Source organism: Bradyrhizobium oligotrophicum (assembly GCF_051168495.1).
GTDB lineage: Bacteria > Pseudomonadota > Alphaproteobacteria > Rhizobiales > Xanthobacteraceae > Bradyrhizobium > Bradyrhizobium oligotrophicum_A.
This window is the reverse complement of sequence record NZ_JBNPVB010000012.1, coordinates 176,705-193,151: the sequence shown is the minus strand read 5'-3', so window position 1 is coordinate 193,151 and position 16,447 is coordinate 176,705. Positions and strand designations below refer to the sequence as shown.

The following is a 16,447-nucleotide window of genomic DNA, read 5'->3' as shown; positions in this document are numbered from 1 at the left end:
GCCCCCTCACTCCACCGCATCCTTCTTCGCAATCCGATGCAATTGCTCGAACAGATCGGCCTGTTCGCTCGTGCACAGACACACGCCCTGGGCGGAGTCTGCCTCGCCGGCGTTGAGGTAGGCGTGGCCCATGGTGCTGTCGAGGTAGATGCCGTCCCCTTCGTTGAGGATCTCGGGGGCGTAGAACTCGGTGTGGACGGCGATGGTGCCGCGGGTCACCAGGAAGTATTCCTCGCCGCTGTGGCGGAGCAGGGGGCCGAACTCGTCGAGCGTGCGGGCGCGGACCTCGGTGATCATCGGCACCATGCGTTTGCCGATCAGGTCGGTGCATTGATAGGTGTAGGTGTAGAAGCGGGTCGCGACCACCTGGCCCTGGCCGGCGCGGCTGAGGCTGCGGCGGGCGGTCACCGGCCGGCCCGGTTCGGGCCGCGGCGCGGCCGGGCTGAACAGTTCGGCGATGTCCATCTGCAGGCCGGAGGTGAGCTGCAGCAGCTTGTCGTAGGTCAGCGACATCAGGCCGTTCTCGACCTTGGACAGGGTCGACAGCGCCATCCCGGTCTTCTCCGCCACCTGTTTCAGGGTCAGCCCGCGCGCCTGCCGGGCGGCCTTGAGGCAGTGGCCGAGCTGGGAATGGGGGCCTTCGGCTGAAACGCTGACGGCGGTGTCGGTCACGAGGGTCTCCGGAAAATCCATTAGCGGATCGGGTGGGTCGCGGGCCGTGGCAGGCCCGGCAATCTTGCGCGAAATGGCTGCAGTTACAATCGGCTGTCCGGCCGCCTCACGGTCATGCATGAGGAGCGGTGGAACATTGCATTTTCAAGTCGTGCATCATCTTTCTTATATGCTAAATAGTTTTCTGGAACGGAAAGAGAAGTACCCGTGGATTCGATTTGCGACAAGACGGCCGTCGATCTGGTCAAGCTCCTGAAAACAAAGGCGATCTCGCCGGTGGCGTTGCTCGATTCGTGCCTGTCGCGGATCGCTGCGGTCAATCCGGCCGTGAATGCGGTCGTGACCCTGGACGAGCCGGGCGCCCGCGCCGCGGCCAAGGTGGCCGAGGCCGAGCTGATGGCGGGCGCGGACAAAGGGCCGCTGCACGGCCTGCCGGTGCTGATCAAGGACACCCAGGATACCGCGGGCATGCGCTCGACCTATGGCAGCCCGATCCTGGCCGACAACGTGCCCGTGGCCGACCAGGCCTCGGTGGCGCGGTTGCGCGCGGCCGGCGCGATCATCTTCGGCAAGACCAACACGCCGGAATGGGCGGCGGGCGGCAACACCCGCAATCCGGTGTTCGGCGCCACCGGCAATCCGTTCGATCCGCAGCGCTCGGCGGCCGGCTCTTCCGGCGGCTCGGCGGTGGCGCTGGCCTGCGGCATGGCCCCGCTCGCCTCGGGCTCGGACACCGGCGGCTCCTTGCGCAATCCGGCCGGCTTCTCCGGCATCGTCGGCATGCGGCCGTCCTACGGCCTCGTCGCCAGCGAGAAGCGGGCGCATGGCTGGTCGTGCCTGTCGACCGACGGGCCGATGGCGCGCGATGTCGCCGACACCGCGCTGATGCTGTCGGTGATGGCGAGCGACGATGCGCGCGATCCGCTGGCCTACACGCTGCCGGGCGAGGCGGTGCGCGGTGAATCTTCGCGCTGGGCCACACCGCCTGCGGTTGATCTCGGCAAGCTCAGGCTCGCCTTCACGGAGGACTTTGGTTTCGCGCCGACCGAGCAACTGATCCGCCGCGCCTTCCGCGCCCGCGTCAAGCGCATCGCGCCGCTGTTTGCTGGCAGCGAAGACGCTTCGCCGGATTGCAGCGGCGCCGACGAGACCTTCGCGGTGCTGCGCGCCTCGCTGTTCCTCACCCAGCACGGCAAGAATTATCGCGAGCGCCCCGAGATGATCGGGCCGAACGTGCGCGCCAATGTCGAGGAGGGGCTGTCCTACAGTCTCGAGGATTTTTCGCGCGCCAGCGCCAACCAGACCCGCATCTACCGCGCCTATCAGAGCTTCTTCGCCAAGCACGACGTGCTGATCAGCCCGACCATCACGCTGAGCCCGCGGCCGTGGGCGGAGCTTTATCCGGCCGAGATCGACGGCGTGCCGACCAAGTCCTACTTCCATTGGCTGGCGCTGGCCTATGCGGTGACGCTGGCGGGGCATCCGGCGCTCAGCCTGCCGCTCGGTGTCGACGAGAACGGCCTGCCGTTCGGCTTGCAGATCGTAGGCCCCCGCGGCGGCGATGCGCTGGTGCTCGGCGTGGCCGCGGCGCTGGAACAGGCGTTCGCCAGCGATGCCGAACTGCGCCGTCCGCAGCCCGATCTCGCAAGGCTTTCCGCGCTGCCGCCGCTGGCGCAGACGCCGGGATTCATGGCGTGGGATTGACCCGCGCCGACCTGATCAACATCTTCTGGAGCTATTGATGTCCGACGCATCCTCTTGGCCGTTCTCGCTGGTGCGCCGCGCCGGCGGCCTCGTGTTCCTGTCCGGCGAGGTGCCGGTCGCCGATGACGGCACGATTCCGGAAGGCATCGCGGCGCAGACCGACCTCGTCTTCAAGCACATCTCGGAGACGCTGGCGGGCGAGGGCCTGTCGCTCGACGACGTCGTGTCCTGCATGGTGCATCTCGCCGACAAGGCCGACTTCGCTGAGTACAACACGGCCTATCGCAAGCACTTCAAGGATCCACTGCCGGTGCGCACCACGGTGCAGGCGCAGATGATCGCGGACGTTCGATTAGAGGTCACCGTCGTCGCGGCGGCGCGGACCTGACAGGAGGCATGACGATGCGAAGCGCAATCGTTCTCGGCGGTGGCATGGTCGGCGTCGGCACGGCGCTGCACCTGCAGAGCCGCGGCTGGTCAGTGGCGCTGGTCGATCGCCGCGAGCCGGGACGCGAGACCAGCTACGGCAATGCCGGGATCATCCAGAGCGAGGCCGTCAGGCCCTATGCGATGCCCTACGATCTCGCCGGCGTGCTCGACATTGCGCTCGCGCGCACCAACGACGTGCACTACGGGCTCGCGGCCTTGCCGTATCACATGAAGCCGCTGCTGCGCTATTGGTGGAATTCGTTTCCCGCGCGCCACGAGGTGCTGACGCGCACCTATGCGCAACTGATTGCCCGCGCCGCGCCCGAGCACGAGCCGCTGATCCAGGCTGCCGGCGCCGGCAATCTCGTGCGCCGCGACGGCTTTCGCGTGCTGCACCGGACGCAGGCGCAGTTCGACAAGGAGGCGAGAGAGGCCGAAGCGGTCGGCAAGGCGTTCGGCGTCAAGTTCAAGCTGCTCAGTGCTAGCGAACTGGCGAAGGCCGAGCCGGGCCTGACCGAGAGCGGCATCGGCGGCCTGCATTGGCAGGAGCCGTGGACGGTGTCCGATCCCGGCAGTCTGGTCACGTCCTATGCGGACTTGTTCGTCAAGCGTGGCGGCAAGCTGTTGCGCGGCGATGCGACGACCTTGTCGCCACAGGGCAGCGGCTGGGCCGTAACGACCTCCGAAGGACGCATCGAGGCCGAGGCGGCCGTGGTCGCGCTCGGGCCGTGGTCGCCGGAATTCCTGAAGCGGTTCGGCTACGACATTCCGATGGTGCGCAAGCGCGGCTATCATCGCCACTACAGCGGCGGCGCGCCGCTCGACCTGCCGCTGCGCGACGCCGCGTTCGGCTATCTGATGAACCCGATGGCCAAGGGCGTGCGCATCACGACCGGCGCCGAATTGTCGTCGCCCGACGCGAAGCCGACGCCGGTTCAACTCGGCAAGGCGGAAGCCGCGGCACGCCAGCTGATCGATCTCGGCAAGCCGGTCGAGCCCGAGCCGTGGCTCGGCACGCGGCCCTGCATGCCCGACATGCTGCCTGTCGTCGGTCCGGCGGCGCGGCACAAGGGTCTGTGGCTGCATTTCGGGCACGGCCATCAGGGCTTCACCCTGGGGCCGGCGACGGGCCGCATCCTCGCCGAGCTGATGAGCGGCGAGGCGCCGAGCGTGGACGTCGCGGCCTGCGCGCCGGCGCGGTTCGGCGCCTGATGCGGGAGCTGCTGCAGGCCTGCAATTACAGGCTGTAGCAGCTCGCGCCCCGGTGCAGGCCCTTGTTTACCAAGGCGCCCGTTCCGGCGGTGCAAGATATTCCGCTTCACGAATTCGCAAGCCGGCTCGCCCTACGGTGACGCCGGTTGGACCCGGACGCGGGGGCGAAACGCGTTTCGTGAGTTCTGTGGTCGGCCGGTGATCCGAACTCATGTGGGGGAATAGATGAACTTTGCGGGTCTAGCCTACCGCTTCGTCTCCAACTTCGTATTTCTCGCGGCGGTCTATCTCAGCCTGAACTACATCGAGAACTACCAGAACCGCGCCGTGCTGGCGCTGGTGGTGCTGATCTATGCGGGCATGCGTGCGGTGACGGTGGTGCGCACGTTCCATTTCTTCGGACGGATCGAGAAGATGGAGGCCGACGTCCGCCGGCTGGCCGGCATGCTCGGCGACGGGCCGGTCGGTCAGGTCGTCAGCAAGCAGGTGGTCGCCGATGTCGGCTCGCTGCGCAAGGACGGCGAGAAGACGTCCTATATGGATCTGTTCTTCCTGGCCGCCGCCGTCATCCTCTGCGTCAGCAAGCTCGTCACCAACTGATCGCGCAGGCGATGCGCGCCGCACATCAGGCCGCGCAACGACACGGCCGCCGGTCTCGCATTCGAACGCCGATGTCCTGACGCTCAGCGCTTCCTGAGGCTGGCGAGGCGCAGCGGGCGCTGGGCCGGCTTGGCTGCTGCGGCCTTCGCAGGGGCCTTTGGCGAAGTCGTGGCGCGTACCAGTTGGTGCCGCTGCGATGACAAGGGTGCCGCGGGCGGCCAGGCAAACAGCGATCCGGACGGTGCCGGCAGCGCCGGCGCCGTGGCCATTCGCCGGCCGGGCAGGGGTCGCGGCCAGGCCGGCCGGGGCAGACTGCGGGACGCCGTGGGCGGGACATCGAGAATTCCGAAATCGTCCAGCGTTGCGCGGATGCGCGTGTCGGCGCCGGCCAGATTGGCGGGCGTGATCGCCGGCCAATGCGCGACGGGCGTTTCGTCCGACGGCCGGTGCACGAGCCAATCCTCGGGCTCGGTCGGCGTTGCCGGGCGGTCCGCAGTCGCGGCCACGACGTGCACGATCCGGTAGTTCTTGGCCTTCAGATCGGCGAGGATCTTCGGCAGTGCCGCCACGGTGCGCGCCTGGATGTCGTGCAGCAGCAGGATGCCCTTGCCGCGCGCCTCCAGCCGCTTGATCGCGAGCTCATGGACCTTGGCTGCGGAAATGCTGCGCCAGTCGTCGGCGAGGAAATCGGCGCTCCAGACCTGCAGGCCGAGTGACGCCGCGTAGGTCTCCACGGCATCACCGCGGAGCAGGCCGGGCACGCGGAAGAACGGCGACAGCGCCGACGGATCGGTCAGCGCGGCCGTGGTCCAGGCGATGCCCTGATCGACCTCCGGCTTGACCTGGTCCAGCGTCATCCGGTTGAATCTGAGCGGATGGTTCTGGCTGTGCGTGCCGATGGTGTGGCCGGCGGCCGCGAGCTTGCGCACGCCTTCCGGATCGGCCTTGGCCTGGCGGCCGATCGTGAAGAACGTCGCCTTGACGCATTGGTCGGCGAGGATCTGCAGCACCTGATTGCTGTATTTCGGCAGCGGGCCGTCGTCGAAGGTGATGACCACCTCGTGATCCCGTAGCGGCAGCGTCTCCTTGTACTGCATCGCGCCGAGCCGCGGATGCTCACGCGGGTCGACCACCAGGATGCGCGACGTGCCGAGCGCGTCGGGATGGCCCGGGCAATCGGCAGCCGATGCGCCGGACGATCCGACGCTCGAGGCGACGCAGCCGAGAACTCCCAGCAGAACCGCAAGCCATGATGGCCGTCCGACGCAAGCCCACCCATGATCACGCATCACGCTGCTCACATTCCCTTCAGCCATCACCGCACGCTTTCGGCCAAGCGCTCCGGCTATTCACGATATATCGCGGCCGCACTGCTGCGCCCATGACGGGGAACACATAGCAGGGATGGGCTGGCGCCGCGACATGGCATCGGTTCGGGTTCCGGTTTGCCCACGGCTGTTGCCGGATTGCAAGGGCAGTCATGTGCCGCGGGTCGAGCGAGCGTAGCCGCAGGGCCTGAACGGCGGATTAACCACCTTCGTGGGGTGTCGCGGCCGTTTCTGCCGGGCTTTCGCTGTGATGTTCCGGCTGTCCGCCCCGCGCGGCCGGCACGACATGGACGACGCGGTAGCCATGCTCCTTGAGATAGCGCAGGAAGGCCGGCAGCATCGCGACCGTACGCGGCTGCGGGTCGTGCAGCAGGATGATTCCCTTGCGCGCCTGGTTGAGGCGGCTGGTCAGCAGCTTCAGCTCCTGCTGCGGCGCCATCGGGTTCCAGTCGCTCGCCCAGAGGTCGGCGCCGAACACGGCGATGCCGCGCGACTGCAACAGGTCGAGCGCCGCCGGCGTCGATTCGAAATAGGGGAAACGGAAGAAGGGCGTCGACGGCGTGGTCGTCTCGACGCCGTTGAGCGCTTTCTCGTCGGCCGCAATGCCGCGATCGATCTCCTCCACGGCAGCTTCCGGCGAGATCTGCCCGAGATGTGCATGGGTGAAGCTGTGATGGCCGACCGTGTGGCCCTCGGCGGCGATCCGCTGCACCAGGGCCGCGCGGCCCGAGGCCGGCTTGCCGACCAGGAAAAACGTCGCGCGCACACATTCGCTGGCGAGCGCGGCGAGCACCTTGTTGGTCATTGGCGGCGAGGGGCCGTCATCGAACGTCAGGATCACCTCGCCGTCATGCAGCGGCAGCGTATCGGGGAAGCTCTTCAGGCCGACGCGCGGGTACTGCTTCGGGTCCACGCTCAGGACGCGCGACGTGCCGAGCGTGCCCTCGCGCGGACAGCCGGCCGGTGCGGCGGAAGCGCCGTGCGCCACGAGCAGCGCAGCCGCTGCGCAGGCCGCGTTTACCCATCCTGTCGTCCGCCGCGGCTGAGGCATCTTTTCCCGTTGCGCTCGCTGTGACCGATTATGTAATGCGTCAAAACACAAATCAGACCAGTCGTCTGAAGAGCTCGTGAGGCACGTCATGAACGAGACGTTGGACGTTGCCCCCGTCGACGCTACTCTAGCTGATCGCGCGGTGATGCGCACCGACTCCGGCGCACTTCACCCTGATTTCATTGCCGCGATTACCGCCGCCATCGCCGCCGAGGACGAAGCGTTCCTGCGCGCCCAGATCGCGGAACTGCACGAGGCGGATCTCGGTGACCTGATCGCGGCGCTGACGCCGGAGCGTCGCGTCCGCCTGGTCGAGCTCACCGGCACCGATTTCGACTTCTCGGCCCTGAACGAGGTCGATGACGCGGTCCGCGAGGAGATTCTCGAAGAGCTGGAGCCGGCCACGGTCGCCGAAGGCGTTCGCGAGCTCGAATCCGACGACGCCGTCGAGCTGCTGGAGAGCCTCGACGAAGAGGACAAGGAGGAGATCCTCGAGCGGCTGCCGCCGTCGGAGCGCGACGTGCTCGCGCGCAGCCTCGACTATCCCGAGGGCTCGGCCGGCCGGCGCATGCAGAGCGAGTTCATCGCGGTCCCGCTGGCCTGGACGGTCGGCGAGGCGATCGACTACATGCGCGAGACGCCCGACCTTCCCGAGCGCTTCTACGAGATCTATGCGGTCGACGATTTGAGGCATTGGCAGGGCGCGGTCGCGCTCGATGCGCTGCTGCGCGCCCGCCGTCCGGTGCCGCTGGCCGAGCTGATCGACGAAGATCGCCGCCGCGTCAGGGTCACCGACGATCTCGCCGAAGTGGCGCGGCTGTTCGGCAAGTACAATCTGGTGGCGGCGCCGGTCGTCGATGCCGAGAACCGGCTGGCCGGCGTCATCACCATCGACGACGTCGTCGACGTCATCGAGGAGGAGGCGGACGAGGATCTCAAGGCGCTCGGCGGCGTCTCGGGCGACGAGGAGCTGTCCGACCGGGTCTGGACCATTGCCAAGAGCCGCTTCAACTGGCTGCTGATCAATCTCGCCACGGCGTTCCTGGCGTCCTCGGTGCTCGGCCTGTTCGAAGACCAGCTCCAGCAGATGGTCGCGCTCGCGGTGCTCGCGCCGATCGTGGCCAGCCAGGGCGGCAATGCCGCGACCCAGACCATGACGGTCGCCGTGCGCGCGCTGGCGACGCGCGAACTCGGGCCGAACAATGCGATGCGCGTCGTCATGCGCGAGGCGCTGGTGGGCCTCGTCAACGGGCTGGCGTTCGCGCTGATCACCGGCATCGCCGCGGTCGCCTGGTTCAAGACCCCAGGCCTCGGCATCGTGATCGGGCTGGCGATGATCTCGAACCTCGTGGCCGGCGCGCTCGGCGGCATCCTGATCCCGATGGTGCTGGAGCGCGTCCGGGCCGACCCGGCGGTCGCCTCGGGCACCTTCGTCACCACGGTGACCGACGTGGTCGGCTTCTTCTCCTTCCTGGGCATCGCGACGCTGTGGTTCGGCCTGAAATAACTTCAGGCTCACAACGACTTATATCGTTAATCCGGCCTTAACGCGGCTCGGCGACACTGTTGCACCGAGACGGAGTCGGACCATGCAACGCTTGCGGCTGAAGGCAGACGGACGAATCGTGGAATTGCGCGATGGCGGCGAATTTCCGCTGGCGCCGTCGGCCGCTGCGCCGGTCGCTCCGCTCGAGGTCCGCGACCTCAGGCGGCGGGTGCAACTGACGCAGCAGGAGTTCGCCGCCAAGCTCGGCGTGCCGGTCGAGACCATTCGCAACTGGGAGCAGGGCAAACGCATGCCGCGCGGCCCGGCGCGCGCGCTGCTGACCGTGATCGCGCACGCGCCCGATACGGTATTTGCCGCCTTAGCTAAGACTTAAGCTAAAAAACCGGCCGTGCGTTGGCAACGGCCTGCGTGTGGCTACATAATGTTGCACGCGGACTGGAGTGCACGGCCATGCTGATGATCGAGGCCAACGGTGCCAGGATTCCCGCCCTGGGTCTCGGTACCTGGGAATTGCGCGGACGCACCTGCGCGCGGATCGTCGAACAGGCGCTCACGCTCGGCTACCGGCATATCGACACCGCCCAGGTCTATGAGAACGAGCAGGAGGTCGGCGAGGGCCTGCGCGCCTCGCGCGTCAGGCGCAACGAGGTGTTCCTGACCACCAAGGTGTGGACGACGCATTTTGCACCCCATGATCTCGAACGCTCGGTCAAGGACAGCCTGGTTCGCCTGCGCGTCTCCGAGGTCGATCTGCTGCTGCTGCACTGGCCGAATTCGCATGTGCCGCTGGTCGAGACGCTCGGCGCCCTGGCGCATGTCAAGACGCTGGGAATGGCGCGCCACATCGGCGTGTCCAATTTCACGGTCGCCCTGCTCGACGAGGCGGTGGCCCTCTCGCCGGAACCGCTGGTGTGCGACCAGGTCGAGTATCATCCTTATCTCGACCAGACCAAGGTCCGCGAGGCCTGTACGCGCCACGGCATCGCAATGGTGGCCTACAGCCCGATCGCCAAGGGCAAGATCAAGAACGATCCGACCTTGACGCGGATCGGCCGTGCCCACGGCAGGAGCCCGGCGCAGATCTGCCTGCGCTGGCTGGTGCAGCAGAACTCGGTGGCGATCCCGCGGACCTCGAAGATCGAACGGCTGTCCGAAAATCTGGACATCTTCGATTTCGAGCTGTCTGAGCAGGACATGGCCGACATCTTCGCCATGGGCAGCCCCGAAGGGCGGATGACCAACTTCGCCTTCGCGCCGAAATGGGATTGAGAGCGGCGCCCGCGCCGTTATGCTAGGGGTGTGAGCGGGCAGGTGACCCGCATTCGACCCCGGCGATGATCGCCGCGATGGCGCGTTCCCTGCGTCAGGTCGCAAGCGGCGCAAACGAAGCAGCATGGAACGTTGGCAGTTCATAGGTTGGGGCGTCGCCGCATCCGTGCTCGCGCATTTCTTGATCGTGGGCAGCGTCGTGGTCTCGACCTCGGTGCGTCCCTACGAGATTGCAAGGACGGACGAAATGGCGGTCGACATCGTCGACGCTGACGAGCCAAAGAAAGCGCCCGAGCCCGTCGTGACCCCTTCGCCGTCCCCGACGCCCGAACTGACGTTGCCGCAGCCGGCCCCGAGCGCCACGGCGGCGGCCGCCGCGCCGCCCGTCCCGGAGCCATCGCAGCCGCCGGTCCCCGAAGCCAAGCAGCCTCCGACGCCTCCGCCAGCTTCACCGTCTCCATTGCCATCGGCGAAATCCGCAGCGAAATCGGCGACCAAGTCGGAGTCCAAGGCAGAGGCCAAGGCAGAGACGAAGTCGGCTGCCAGGCCGGTGACACCGCCCGTGCCGGTACCTACGCCGAGCTATGTGCAGCCCGAGCCGGACATTACTGTCAAATACGGCGTCATGCTTGGTCTGCCCGCGCCGCTGTCGCCCTTGCCGCCGGCAAACGGCCCGGAGGACGGCCAGGACACCGGAGCCATGGCGACGACGAATCTCGCCGCCAATCTGGAGGCGGCGCTCCGTCAGCGGGTCCGAAGCTGCGCGCGTCTGTCGACATCGTTGTCGCCCGCCGATCGCGTCCTGGTCAGGTTGCGCTTTGCGATGACGCCAGACGGCAGGCTGGCATCGGAGCCGGAAGTGAGAGAGGTGATCGCACCGCTGAAGGCGGCGCAGCTGAAGGAGGGCGCGGTCGAAGCGCTGAACGCCTGTCAGCCCTATACGATGCTGCCGCCCGATCGATACGATGAGTGGAAGGTGATCGAGATGTCGTTCACGCCGCAGGATTTCAGCCGCTGATTGCGCTCGCCTTCAGCGCCGGCACGGCGGTGGCAGCATCGCAAGGTCGAGGACATCCCTGTCGACGCTGCCGCCGGTCATCCTGTATGCGTTGCCGGCAGCAAGGCTGCTCCAGGCCGACGGCACGCGGGCGGGGCGGCACGAACACGGAGATACGGCCACATGACCCTGAAGCTGGTGATCGGCAACAAGAACTATTCCTCCTGGTCGATGCGGCCGTGGCTCGCGCTACGCGGCTGCGACATCGCCTTCGAGGAGATCGTGATCCCGCTCTACACCGATGATCCCGCCGACAAGGCGCGCATCCTCAGCCATTCTCCCGCCGGCAAGGTGCCGATCCTGATCGATGGCGCCGTGACGGTGTGGGATTCGCTGGCGATCATCGAGTATCTCGCCGAGCGCTTTCCGGAAGCCGGTCTGTGGCCGAGCGATCCGGCGGCACGGGCCCAGGCGCGATCCGTCTCCGCCGAGATGCATTCCGGCTTCCAGGCGCTGCGCAACGAGTGCCCGATGAACCTGCATCGCGAGATCAGGCCGGTGGAGCTGTCCGCCGACGCCAAGGCCAACGTCGCCCGGATCGAGGACATCTGGCGCGATTGCCGGGCGCGCTACGGCGCCGGCGGTCCGTTCCTGTTCGGGCGCTTCAGCGGCGCGGACGCGATGTTCGCGCCCGTGGTCACGCGGTTCCACAGCTTCGCGGTTCCCGTTACGGCCGAGACCAAGGCCTACATGGAGGCGGTGATGGCGATGCCGGCGTTCGCCGCCTGGGTGAAGGAGGGGCTTGCGGAACGCTGGATCATCGACCGGGTCGAGAAGGTCTGAGTGGTCGGGCCCGGCCGCGATGTCGCGGCTGGCGTGGCCTGTTAGTCCAGGAGTACCGGTCGCGGCTCCATCCCGTTGAAGAATCTCGCAATCTCGCGTTTGGGAGGGCATGAGTCCGCTGGTCAGAACAGCCGGCGGCGTGCTATAGGCGTGTTATTTATAAAGACACGCCGGCCCGAGCAGCGGGACCAGGGGCTCTTGCCGGCATGCGAGCAGGAGAGGGCGTTGAAACACAAGTTTCCCATTGGGACGACGGTCTATTTCACCGCGAGCAACGTCTCGCGTCCGGCGGCCACCGGCACTTATGAGATCATCCGCCAGCTTCCGACGGAGGGGGACGACTGCCAGTACCGGATCAAAAGCTCGACGGAAGCCTTTGAGCGGGTTGCAAGAGAGAGCCAATTGGCCTTGTCTTAGGATGTCGGCGGCGCGGGCGGCGGGGACATCCGGTCTTCGGGAGGCTTGCAGCGTCGGCGGACGCCGCCGGTCGAATGAGAAGGGATTGACCGGAGGAGAATTGGCGGCGGTCGTCGCGGGGCAGAGAGCGGTTGCCCGACCGGGGTACGAATGCTTGCGCGATCCCTCTGGGGATAGCGGGTCGTTCCACGCCATCCTGTGCCCGCAGGGCGCATGGAATCGTCGTATTGTCATGGGGTGGGGCCGTTGCGGATTTGGGTGATCGTTTGAATTTGATGATCGTTTCACGGGCGTCTTATGTCGGGACGCCATCGGGGCCGTTTGCGTTGGCCCGCGTCAGGAATCAGCGCGCATGAATTCGACCTTGAGTTCGACTCTGAATTCGACCTGGCCCGCGTCGCTCGACCAGCTCTTGAACTCACCGGCGTTCCCGATGTGGCTCACCGTCGCGGCGGCGGGTTTCTTTGCGCTGATCGTCCTGATCACCCTCCTCAGGGCGGAGAAGTCTGTCGCCAATGGTGCCCTCACGGTGATCACCTTACTCGCCGTCGGGATCGCGGTCGCCTCCATGATGCGCAGCCAGGATCCCTCGCAGCGGGCCGCAGGCGGTGATCCCGCTGTGACCGCGTCGATCGGCTCGTCGCCACCCGCTCTGGCCTGCGTCGATGATCTGGCCGGCGATCTCGTGCTCTCGAATTGCGAAAAAGGCCTGTTCGGATCGCCGGAGATGACCGCGGCGGCGGTGAGCTATGCTGCAACGATGCTGAGCCGGTTGTCGCAAGTGGGCGACGTTGCCAGCGCCAACAAGGTGATGACGGCCGAATTGCTGGCGCTGCGCCGTGCCGTGGAGCGCGATCGTTACGGATTGATGGCCTATGTGCTGCTGACCCGCGACCGCTGCACGCCGACCGATTGCGTGATGTTCCGCGCCGTGGGCGATCGCCAGCAGCTCGTCAACAACATGGAAGGGCGCACCTATGAGGGGCTGGTGACGCGCTATGCCTCGCAATGGAACGCGCCGCCAGCTCAGCCGGGACAGCCCGTGGTCGGAACGTTTGCGGGCCTCACGCCGTCGGCGCCGACCGGCAAGCCGACCACTGCGGAATTCCCCAGTTCGGCCAACACCCCGCCGGTCAGCATCATGAACCCCGAGCCGACGGCCTCGACGCGCTCTGTGGCCCCCGGGGCGGCGGCTCCGAAGCCGCCGACCCAGCTCGCGCCGGCCGCGCCGCCGACCGTTGCTGCCAGCCATGCGCAGGCGCCGCCGGCGGCCAAGAAGGCCGCCGCGCCGAAGCCGAAGCCACCGGCTGCCGCGCCGCCGGCGCCGCAAGCGGCGCCCGAGGCGGCAGAGCCCGCCGGCAACGAGTAGGTCGCGGTCGAAACGCCATCATGCCTCTGCATCTGATCAAGCTGGCCGTGGGCTGCGAGTCGGTCAAAGAGCTCAAGGACTGGATCGGCGAGCGGATGCTCGCGGCCAAAAAGAAGGGCCTGCCGCAGCAGCACGTCCACGTCACGCGGATGATGCCGAAGCGGGTCGAGGACATCCTCGCCGGCGGTTCGCTGTACTGGGTGATTCGCGGCGAGATCGCCGCGCGCGAGAAGATCGTCGGGCTCGAGCCGTTCCGTGACGGCGAAGGCATCGGACGGTGCCGCATCATCATGCAGCCGAAGGTGATCGCCGTGTTGCCGCGGCCGATGCGCCCGTTCCAGGGCTGGCGCTATCTGACCGCCGAGGACGCCCCGGCCGATTTCGGCAAGGGCACCGCCGCGGGCGTCGAAGCGATGCCCGAGCCGCTGCGCCGCGAACTGCGCGATCTCGGGCTGCTGTAGTTCGGCGTCATCGACGTCTGCCGGCTCGCGGGAGCCGATCCGTCGGGGCGGTGGCCTCGTGTTTCGCAAGCGAGCAGCGGCTGAACGGTTCCGTCGAGCTTGTCGCAGCGCTTACCCCGCGACATTGTCGATCAGGCGCGTGGTTCCGAGCTTGGCGGCGACCAGGATGCGCTTCGGTCCGGGCTCGTCCGGGGCGAGGGGCGCCAGCGTTTCGGCGTGGCGCACTTCGAGATAATCCAGCGCGAAGCCGGCATCGGTGATCTCGGCGGCGCCGTCACCGATCGCGGCCTGCATGTCGTCGCCGGCCCGCAGGCGTCTTGCGAGTTCCTTCAGGACACGCTGGAGAGTCGGCGCGACGCGCCGCTCGTCCGCACTGAGATAGACATTGCGCGAGGACATCGCGAGCCCGTCGCGTTCGCGCACCGTACGGGATCCGACGATGCGGACGCCGAGATCGAGGTCGCGCGCCATCTGTGCCACCACACGGAGCTGCTGATAGTCCTTCTCGCCGAAGATCGCGACGTCGGGCCGGCATTGCGTGAACAGCTTGGCGACCACGGTCGCCACGCCGCCGAAGAAGTGGGGGCGGAAGCGATCCTCGAGTCCCGCCAACGCGGCGCCTGCGGGAACGATCCGCGTCGCGAAGCCGTCCGGATACATCGCCTTCGCATCGGGATGCCAGATCAGATCGACGCGCTCGGCCGCGAGCTTCGCAACATCCTCCTTCCAGGTACGCGGGTAAGAGCCGAAATCTTCCGTCGGCGCGAACTGAGTCGGGTTGACGAAGATCGAGACGACAACCTTGTCGGCGCGGCGCTTCGCCAGCCGGACGAGCGAGATGTGGCCTTCGTGCAGCGCGCCCATGGTCGGCACGAGCGCGACGCTGGCTTTTCTCGCGCGCAAGGCATCGAGCTCGCGGCGGAGGACGGAAACGGTACGAGCGATACGCAGGCTTCGTGACATTTTTGCTCGGTCTCACGGCGAAAAATCGCGGTTTCTCTGTTCGGCCTTGACGCTCGGGCGACCACCTTTAACAAGGACGCGACGAGCCGCTCGGCCTACTCGAATACGTCTGTTAGCACGTCTTCGGATCGACTGCAGAGTTGGTAAACGTGCGCGCGCATCAAGTAGTAGCGGAGGATGCATCCCCCGTGGATTCACGATGATGATGCATTTCACTTGACCGCGGACGACCGTGACTCGAAGATGATCGTAAGGGGTCGAAAACATGCTGGTGCAGACTAGCCAAGGACAATCGGGCTCGGCCCACGTGGTTGTGCTTGGAAACGAGAAGGGCGGGTCGGGCAAGTCGACCACCGCCCTGCACGTCGCCGTTGCTCTACTGAAGGCGGGCCAGCGCGTCGCCACCATCGATCTCGACTGCCGCCAGCAGAGCTTCACCCACTACATCAGCAACCGCAGCGCCTGGGCGCGCCGCACCGGCCTGCGCCTCGAGCTGCCGACCCACTACTGCATCAAGCTCGGCCAGACGCTGCAGATCGACGAGAACGAGAACGCCGAGTTCCAGCAGTTCATGGAGGCGGTGAGCGCAGTGGAGCGGTCGTTCGATTTCATCGTCATCGATACGCCCGGCAACGACAGCTATTTGATGCGTCTGGCGCACTCGATGGCAGATACGCTGGTGACCCCGATCAACGACAGCTTCCTGGACTTCGACGTGCTGGGCACGGTCGATCCGGCGACCTACGCGGTGACCGGCGAAAGCCATTACGCCGAGATGGTGCGCGACGTCAGGCGCAAGCGCCGCCAGGTGGACGGCGCCATGACTGACTGGATCGTAGTCCGCAATCGTTTGTCCATGCTCGGCTCGCGCAACAAGCAGTTGGTGGCCGACGGTCTGAAGGACCTCTCGTTGCGGCTCGGCTTCCGCGCCGTCGACGGCTTTGCCGAGCGCGTCGTCTATCGCGAATTCTTCCCGCGCGGACTGACCGCGCTCGACGACATCGACGAGGCGACCCTGGGCACCCGGCCCAATCTCGGCCATGTTACGGCCCGGGAGGAGGTCACGAGCCTGCTGCGCCAACTCAAGCTGCCGCTGGACGAGCGCGGTCGCCGCCGCGCCGCCAACCGTGCGGAATGGTTCGCCCAGGTCGACAAGCCGCTCGACCTGCACGACATCATCAGCGCCTGAGCAATCACCAACCGGTTCGGACGGCCTGCTTCGACGCCTTGTCGACCCGGCCGGATGACGCCCGTCCTGGCAGGCGAGGTGGCCCGAGCGAAGCGTCACTGAGACATTGTGCGCCTTGAATACGTTCCGGCGCCTTCGCTAACAAATTGGCCGACGGCGCCTTGTGATGTGCCCGGCCGTTGTCCGGCCGCGTTTTTGCCTGGACTTGTTCCAGGTCAAGGCCGGAGTCACAGTTTTCGCTAGATTGCCGTCAAATTCGCGACTGATTTGAACCGGACGTTCAGGGTTCAGCTCTCATGGAGTGGGGGTGAATCCGAGTCCATGTTGCACAGCAACTAGGTGCGCCGCACAACGAACGGGCGCTGGATACACAACATTTAGCCTTCCAGTCACACCGCCGTTACATATATTAAACACAACAGGTCACGAGAGTCTT

The 16,447-nt window shown here is 66.7% G+C and carries 17 protein-coding genes; 13 read left to right on the top strand and 4 right to left on the bottom strand.

What is annotated here, in order from left to right:
* Window positions 1-6 precede the first annotated feature (6 nt).
* Window positions 7-672 carry a helix-turn-helix domain-containing protein gene (locus ACQR1B_RS22745; RefSeq protein WP_434833666.1) on the bottom strand — a complete coding sequence of 222 codons (666 nt, stop codon included), beginning with the start codon at window positions 670-672 and terminating at the stop codon, window positions 7-9.
* A gap of 207 nt (window positions 673-879) precedes the next feature.
* Between ACQR1B_RS22745 and ACQR1B_RS22740 the strand changes: the two genes are divergently transcribed.
* The 4 genes from ACQR1B_RS22740 to ACQR1B_RS22725 all read left to right on the top strand — a co-directional run bounded on the left by ACQR1B_RS22740 (window position 880) and on the right by ACQR1B_RS22725 (window position 4,617).
* The gene (locus ACQR1B_RS22740; protein ID WP_434833667.1) at window positions 880-2,376 is read left to right on the top strand and encodes an amidase; all 1,497 of its coding nucleotides are present in this window, start codon (window positions 880-882) and stop codon (window positions 2,374-2,376) included.
* 37 nt (window positions 2,377-2,413) lie between these two features.
* Window positions 2,414-2,764 (top strand): RidA family protein, encoded by a 351-nt coding sequence (locus ACQR1B_RS22735; RefSeq protein WP_434833668.1) that lies wholly within the window; start codon window positions 2,414-2,416, stop codon window positions 2,762-2,764.
* A gap of 14 nt (window positions 2,765-2,778) precedes the next feature.
* Window positions 2,779-4,017: an NAD(P)/FAD-dependent oxidoreductase gene (locus tag ACQR1B_RS22730; RefSeq protein ID WP_434833669.1), complete on the top strand. Its 1,239-nt coding sequence runs from the start codon at window positions 2,779-2,781 to the stop codon at window positions 4,015-4,017.
* 225 nt (window positions 4,018-4,242) lie between these two features.
* Window positions 4,243-4,617 (top strand): hypothetical protein, encoded by a 375-nt coding sequence (locus ACQR1B_RS22725; RefSeq protein WP_434833670.1) that lies wholly within the window; start codon window positions 4,243-4,245, stop codon window positions 4,615-4,617.
* Window positions 4,618-4,700: 83 nt separating this feature from the next.
* On the opposite strand, the gene ACQR1B_RS22720 is transcribed toward ACQR1B_RS22725, so the two are convergent.
* Entirely contained in the window at window positions 4,701-5,906 is a 1,206-nt protein-coding gene (locus tag ACQR1B_RS22720) for a polysaccharide deacetylase family protein (RefSeq protein WP_434833671.1), read from the bottom strand.
* Window positions 5,907-6,144: 238 nt separating this feature from the next.
* Entirely contained in the window at window positions 6,145-6,996 is an 852-nt protein-coding gene (locus ACQR1B_RS22715; protein ID WP_434833672.1) for a polysaccharide deacetylase family protein, read from the bottom strand.
* Between the two features lie 88 nt (window positions 6,997-7,084).
* Between ACQR1B_RS22715 and mgtE the strand changes: the two genes are divergently transcribed.
* From mgtE to ACQR1B_RS22675, 8 genes are all read left to right on the top strand, one after another.
* Window positions 7,085-8,503 (top strand): magnesium transporter, encoded by a 1,419-nt coding sequence (gene mgtE / locus ACQR1B_RS22710; protein ID WP_434833673.1) that lies wholly within the window; start codon window positions 7,085-7,087, stop codon window positions 8,501-8,503.
* Between the two features lie 82 nt (window positions 8,504-8,585).
* Window positions 8,586-8,876 (top strand): helix-turn-helix domain-containing protein, encoded by a 291-nt coding sequence (locus ACQR1B_RS22705; RefSeq protein ID WP_434833674.1) that lies wholly within the window; start codon window positions 8,586-8,588, stop codon window positions 8,874-8,876.
* 77 nt (window positions 8,877-8,953) lie between these two features.
* Window positions 8,954-9,772 carry an aldo/keto reductase gene (locus tag ACQR1B_RS22700; protein ID WP_434833675.1) on the top strand — a complete coding sequence of 273 codons (819 nt, stop codon included), beginning with the start codon at window positions 8,954-8,956 and terminating at the stop codon, window positions 9,770-9,772.
* Between the two features lie 124 nt (window positions 9,773-9,896).
* A complete protein-coding gene (locus tag ACQR1B_RS22695) occupies window positions 9,897-10,790 on the top strand; it encodes a hypothetical protein (RefSeq protein ID WP_434833676.1) in 894 nt (297 codons plus the stop codon).
* A gap of 162 nt (window positions 10,791-10,952) precedes the next feature.
* Window positions 10,953-11,612, top strand: coding sequence for a glutathione S-transferase family protein (locus tag ACQR1B_RS22690; RefSeq protein WP_434833677.1), 660 nt, complete (start codon window positions 10,953-10,955; stop codon window positions 11,610-11,612).
* Between the two features lie 225 nt (window positions 11,613-11,837).
* On the top strand, window positions 11,838-12,029 hold the full coding sequence (locus ACQR1B_RS22685) for a hypothetical protein (RefSeq protein WP_434833678.1): 192 nt from the start codon (window positions 11,838-11,840) through the stop codon (window positions 12,027-12,029).
* A 433-nt stretch (window positions 12,030-12,462) separates the two neighbouring features.
* A complete protein-coding gene (locus ACQR1B_RS22680; RefSeq protein WP_434833835.1) occupies window positions 12,463-13,398 on the top strand; it encodes a hypothetical protein in 936 nt (311 codons plus the stop codon).
* 20 nt (window positions 13,399-13,418) lie between these two features.
* A complete protein-coding gene (locus ACQR1B_RS22675) occupies window positions 13,419-13,859 on the top strand; it encodes a DUF1489 family protein (RefSeq protein WP_434833679.1) in 441 nt (146 codons plus the stop codon).
* 111 nt (window positions 13,860-13,970) lie between these two features.
* Here ACQR1B_RS22675 and panC read toward each other — a convergent pair whose 3' ends face one another.
* The gene (gene panC, locus ACQR1B_RS22670) at window positions 13,971-14,822 is read right to left on the bottom strand and encodes a pantoate--beta-alanine ligase (protein ID WP_434833680.1); all 852 of its coding nucleotides are present in this window, start codon (window positions 14,820-14,822) and stop codon (window positions 13,971-13,973) included.
* A gap of 265 nt (window positions 14,823-15,087) precedes the next feature.
* Here panC and ACQR1B_RS22665 point away from each other — a divergent pair, with 265 nt between their 5' ends.
* Window positions 15,088-16,011, top strand: coding sequence for a division plane positioning ATPase MipZ (locus ACQR1B_RS22665; RefSeq protein ID WP_434833681.1), 924 nt, complete (start codon window positions 15,088-15,090; stop codon window positions 16,009-16,011).
* The last annotated feature ends 436 nt before the right edge of the window (window positions 16,012-16,447 follow it).

Bases quoted from the DNA above. Each gene is read 5' to 3' on its own strand.
- ACQR1B_RS22735 (WP_434833668.1), top strand. From the start codon at position 2,414: ATGTCCGACGCATCCTCTTGGCCGTTCTCGCTGGTGCGCCGCGCCGGC.
- ACQR1B_RS22730 (WP_434833669.1), top strand. From the start codon at position 2,779: ATGCGAAGCGCAATCGTTCTCGGCGGTGGCATGGTCGGCGTCGGCACG.
- ACQR1B_RS22725 (WP_434833670.1), top strand. From the start codon at position 4,243: ATGAACTTTGCGGGTCTAGCCTACCGCTTCGTCTCCAACTTCGTATTT.
- ACQR1B_RS22720 (WP_434833671.1), bottom strand. From the start codon at position 5,906: ATGCGTGATCATGGGTGGGCTTGCGTCGGACGGCCATCATGGCTTGCG.
- ACQR1B_RS22715 (WP_434833672.1), bottom strand. From the start codon at position 6,996: ATGCCTCAGCCGCGGCGGACGACAGGATGGGTAAACGCGGCCTGCGCA.
- mgtE (WP_434833673.1), top strand. From the start codon at position 7,085: ATGAACGAGACGTTGGACGTTGCCCCCGTCGACGCTACTCTAGCTGAT.
- ACQR1B_RS22705 (WP_434833674.1), top strand. From the start codon at position 8,586: ATGCAACGCTTGCGGCTGAAGGCAGACGGACGAATCGTGGAATTGCGC.
- ACQR1B_RS22700 (WP_434833675.1), top strand. From the start codon at position 8,954: ATGCTGATGATCGAGGCCAACGGTGCCAGGATTCCCGCCCTGGGTCTC.
- ACQR1B_RS22695 (WP_434833676.1), top strand. From the start codon at position 9,897: ATGGAACGTTGGCAGTTCATAGGTTGGGGCGTCGCCGCATCCGTGCTC.
- ACQR1B_RS22690 (WP_434833677.1), top strand. From the start codon at position 10,953: ATGACCCTGAAGCTGGTGATCGGCAACAAGAACTATTCCTCCTGGTCG.
- ACQR1B_RS22680 (WP_434833835.1), top strand. From the start codon at position 12,463: ATGTGGCTCACCGTCGCGGCGGCGGGTTTCTTTGCGCTGATCGTCCTG.
- ACQR1B_RS22675 (WP_434833679.1), top strand. From the start codon at position 13,419: ATGCCTCTGCATCTGATCAAGCTGGCCGTGGGCTGCGAGTCGGTCAAA.
- panC (WP_434833680.1), bottom strand. From the start codon at position 14,822: ATGTCACGAAGCCTGCGTATCGCTCGTACCGTTTCCGTCCTCCGCCGC.
- ACQR1B_RS22665 (WP_434833681.1), top strand. From the start codon at position 15,088: ATGCTGGTGCAGACTAGCCAAGGACAATCGGGCTCGGCCCACGTGGTT.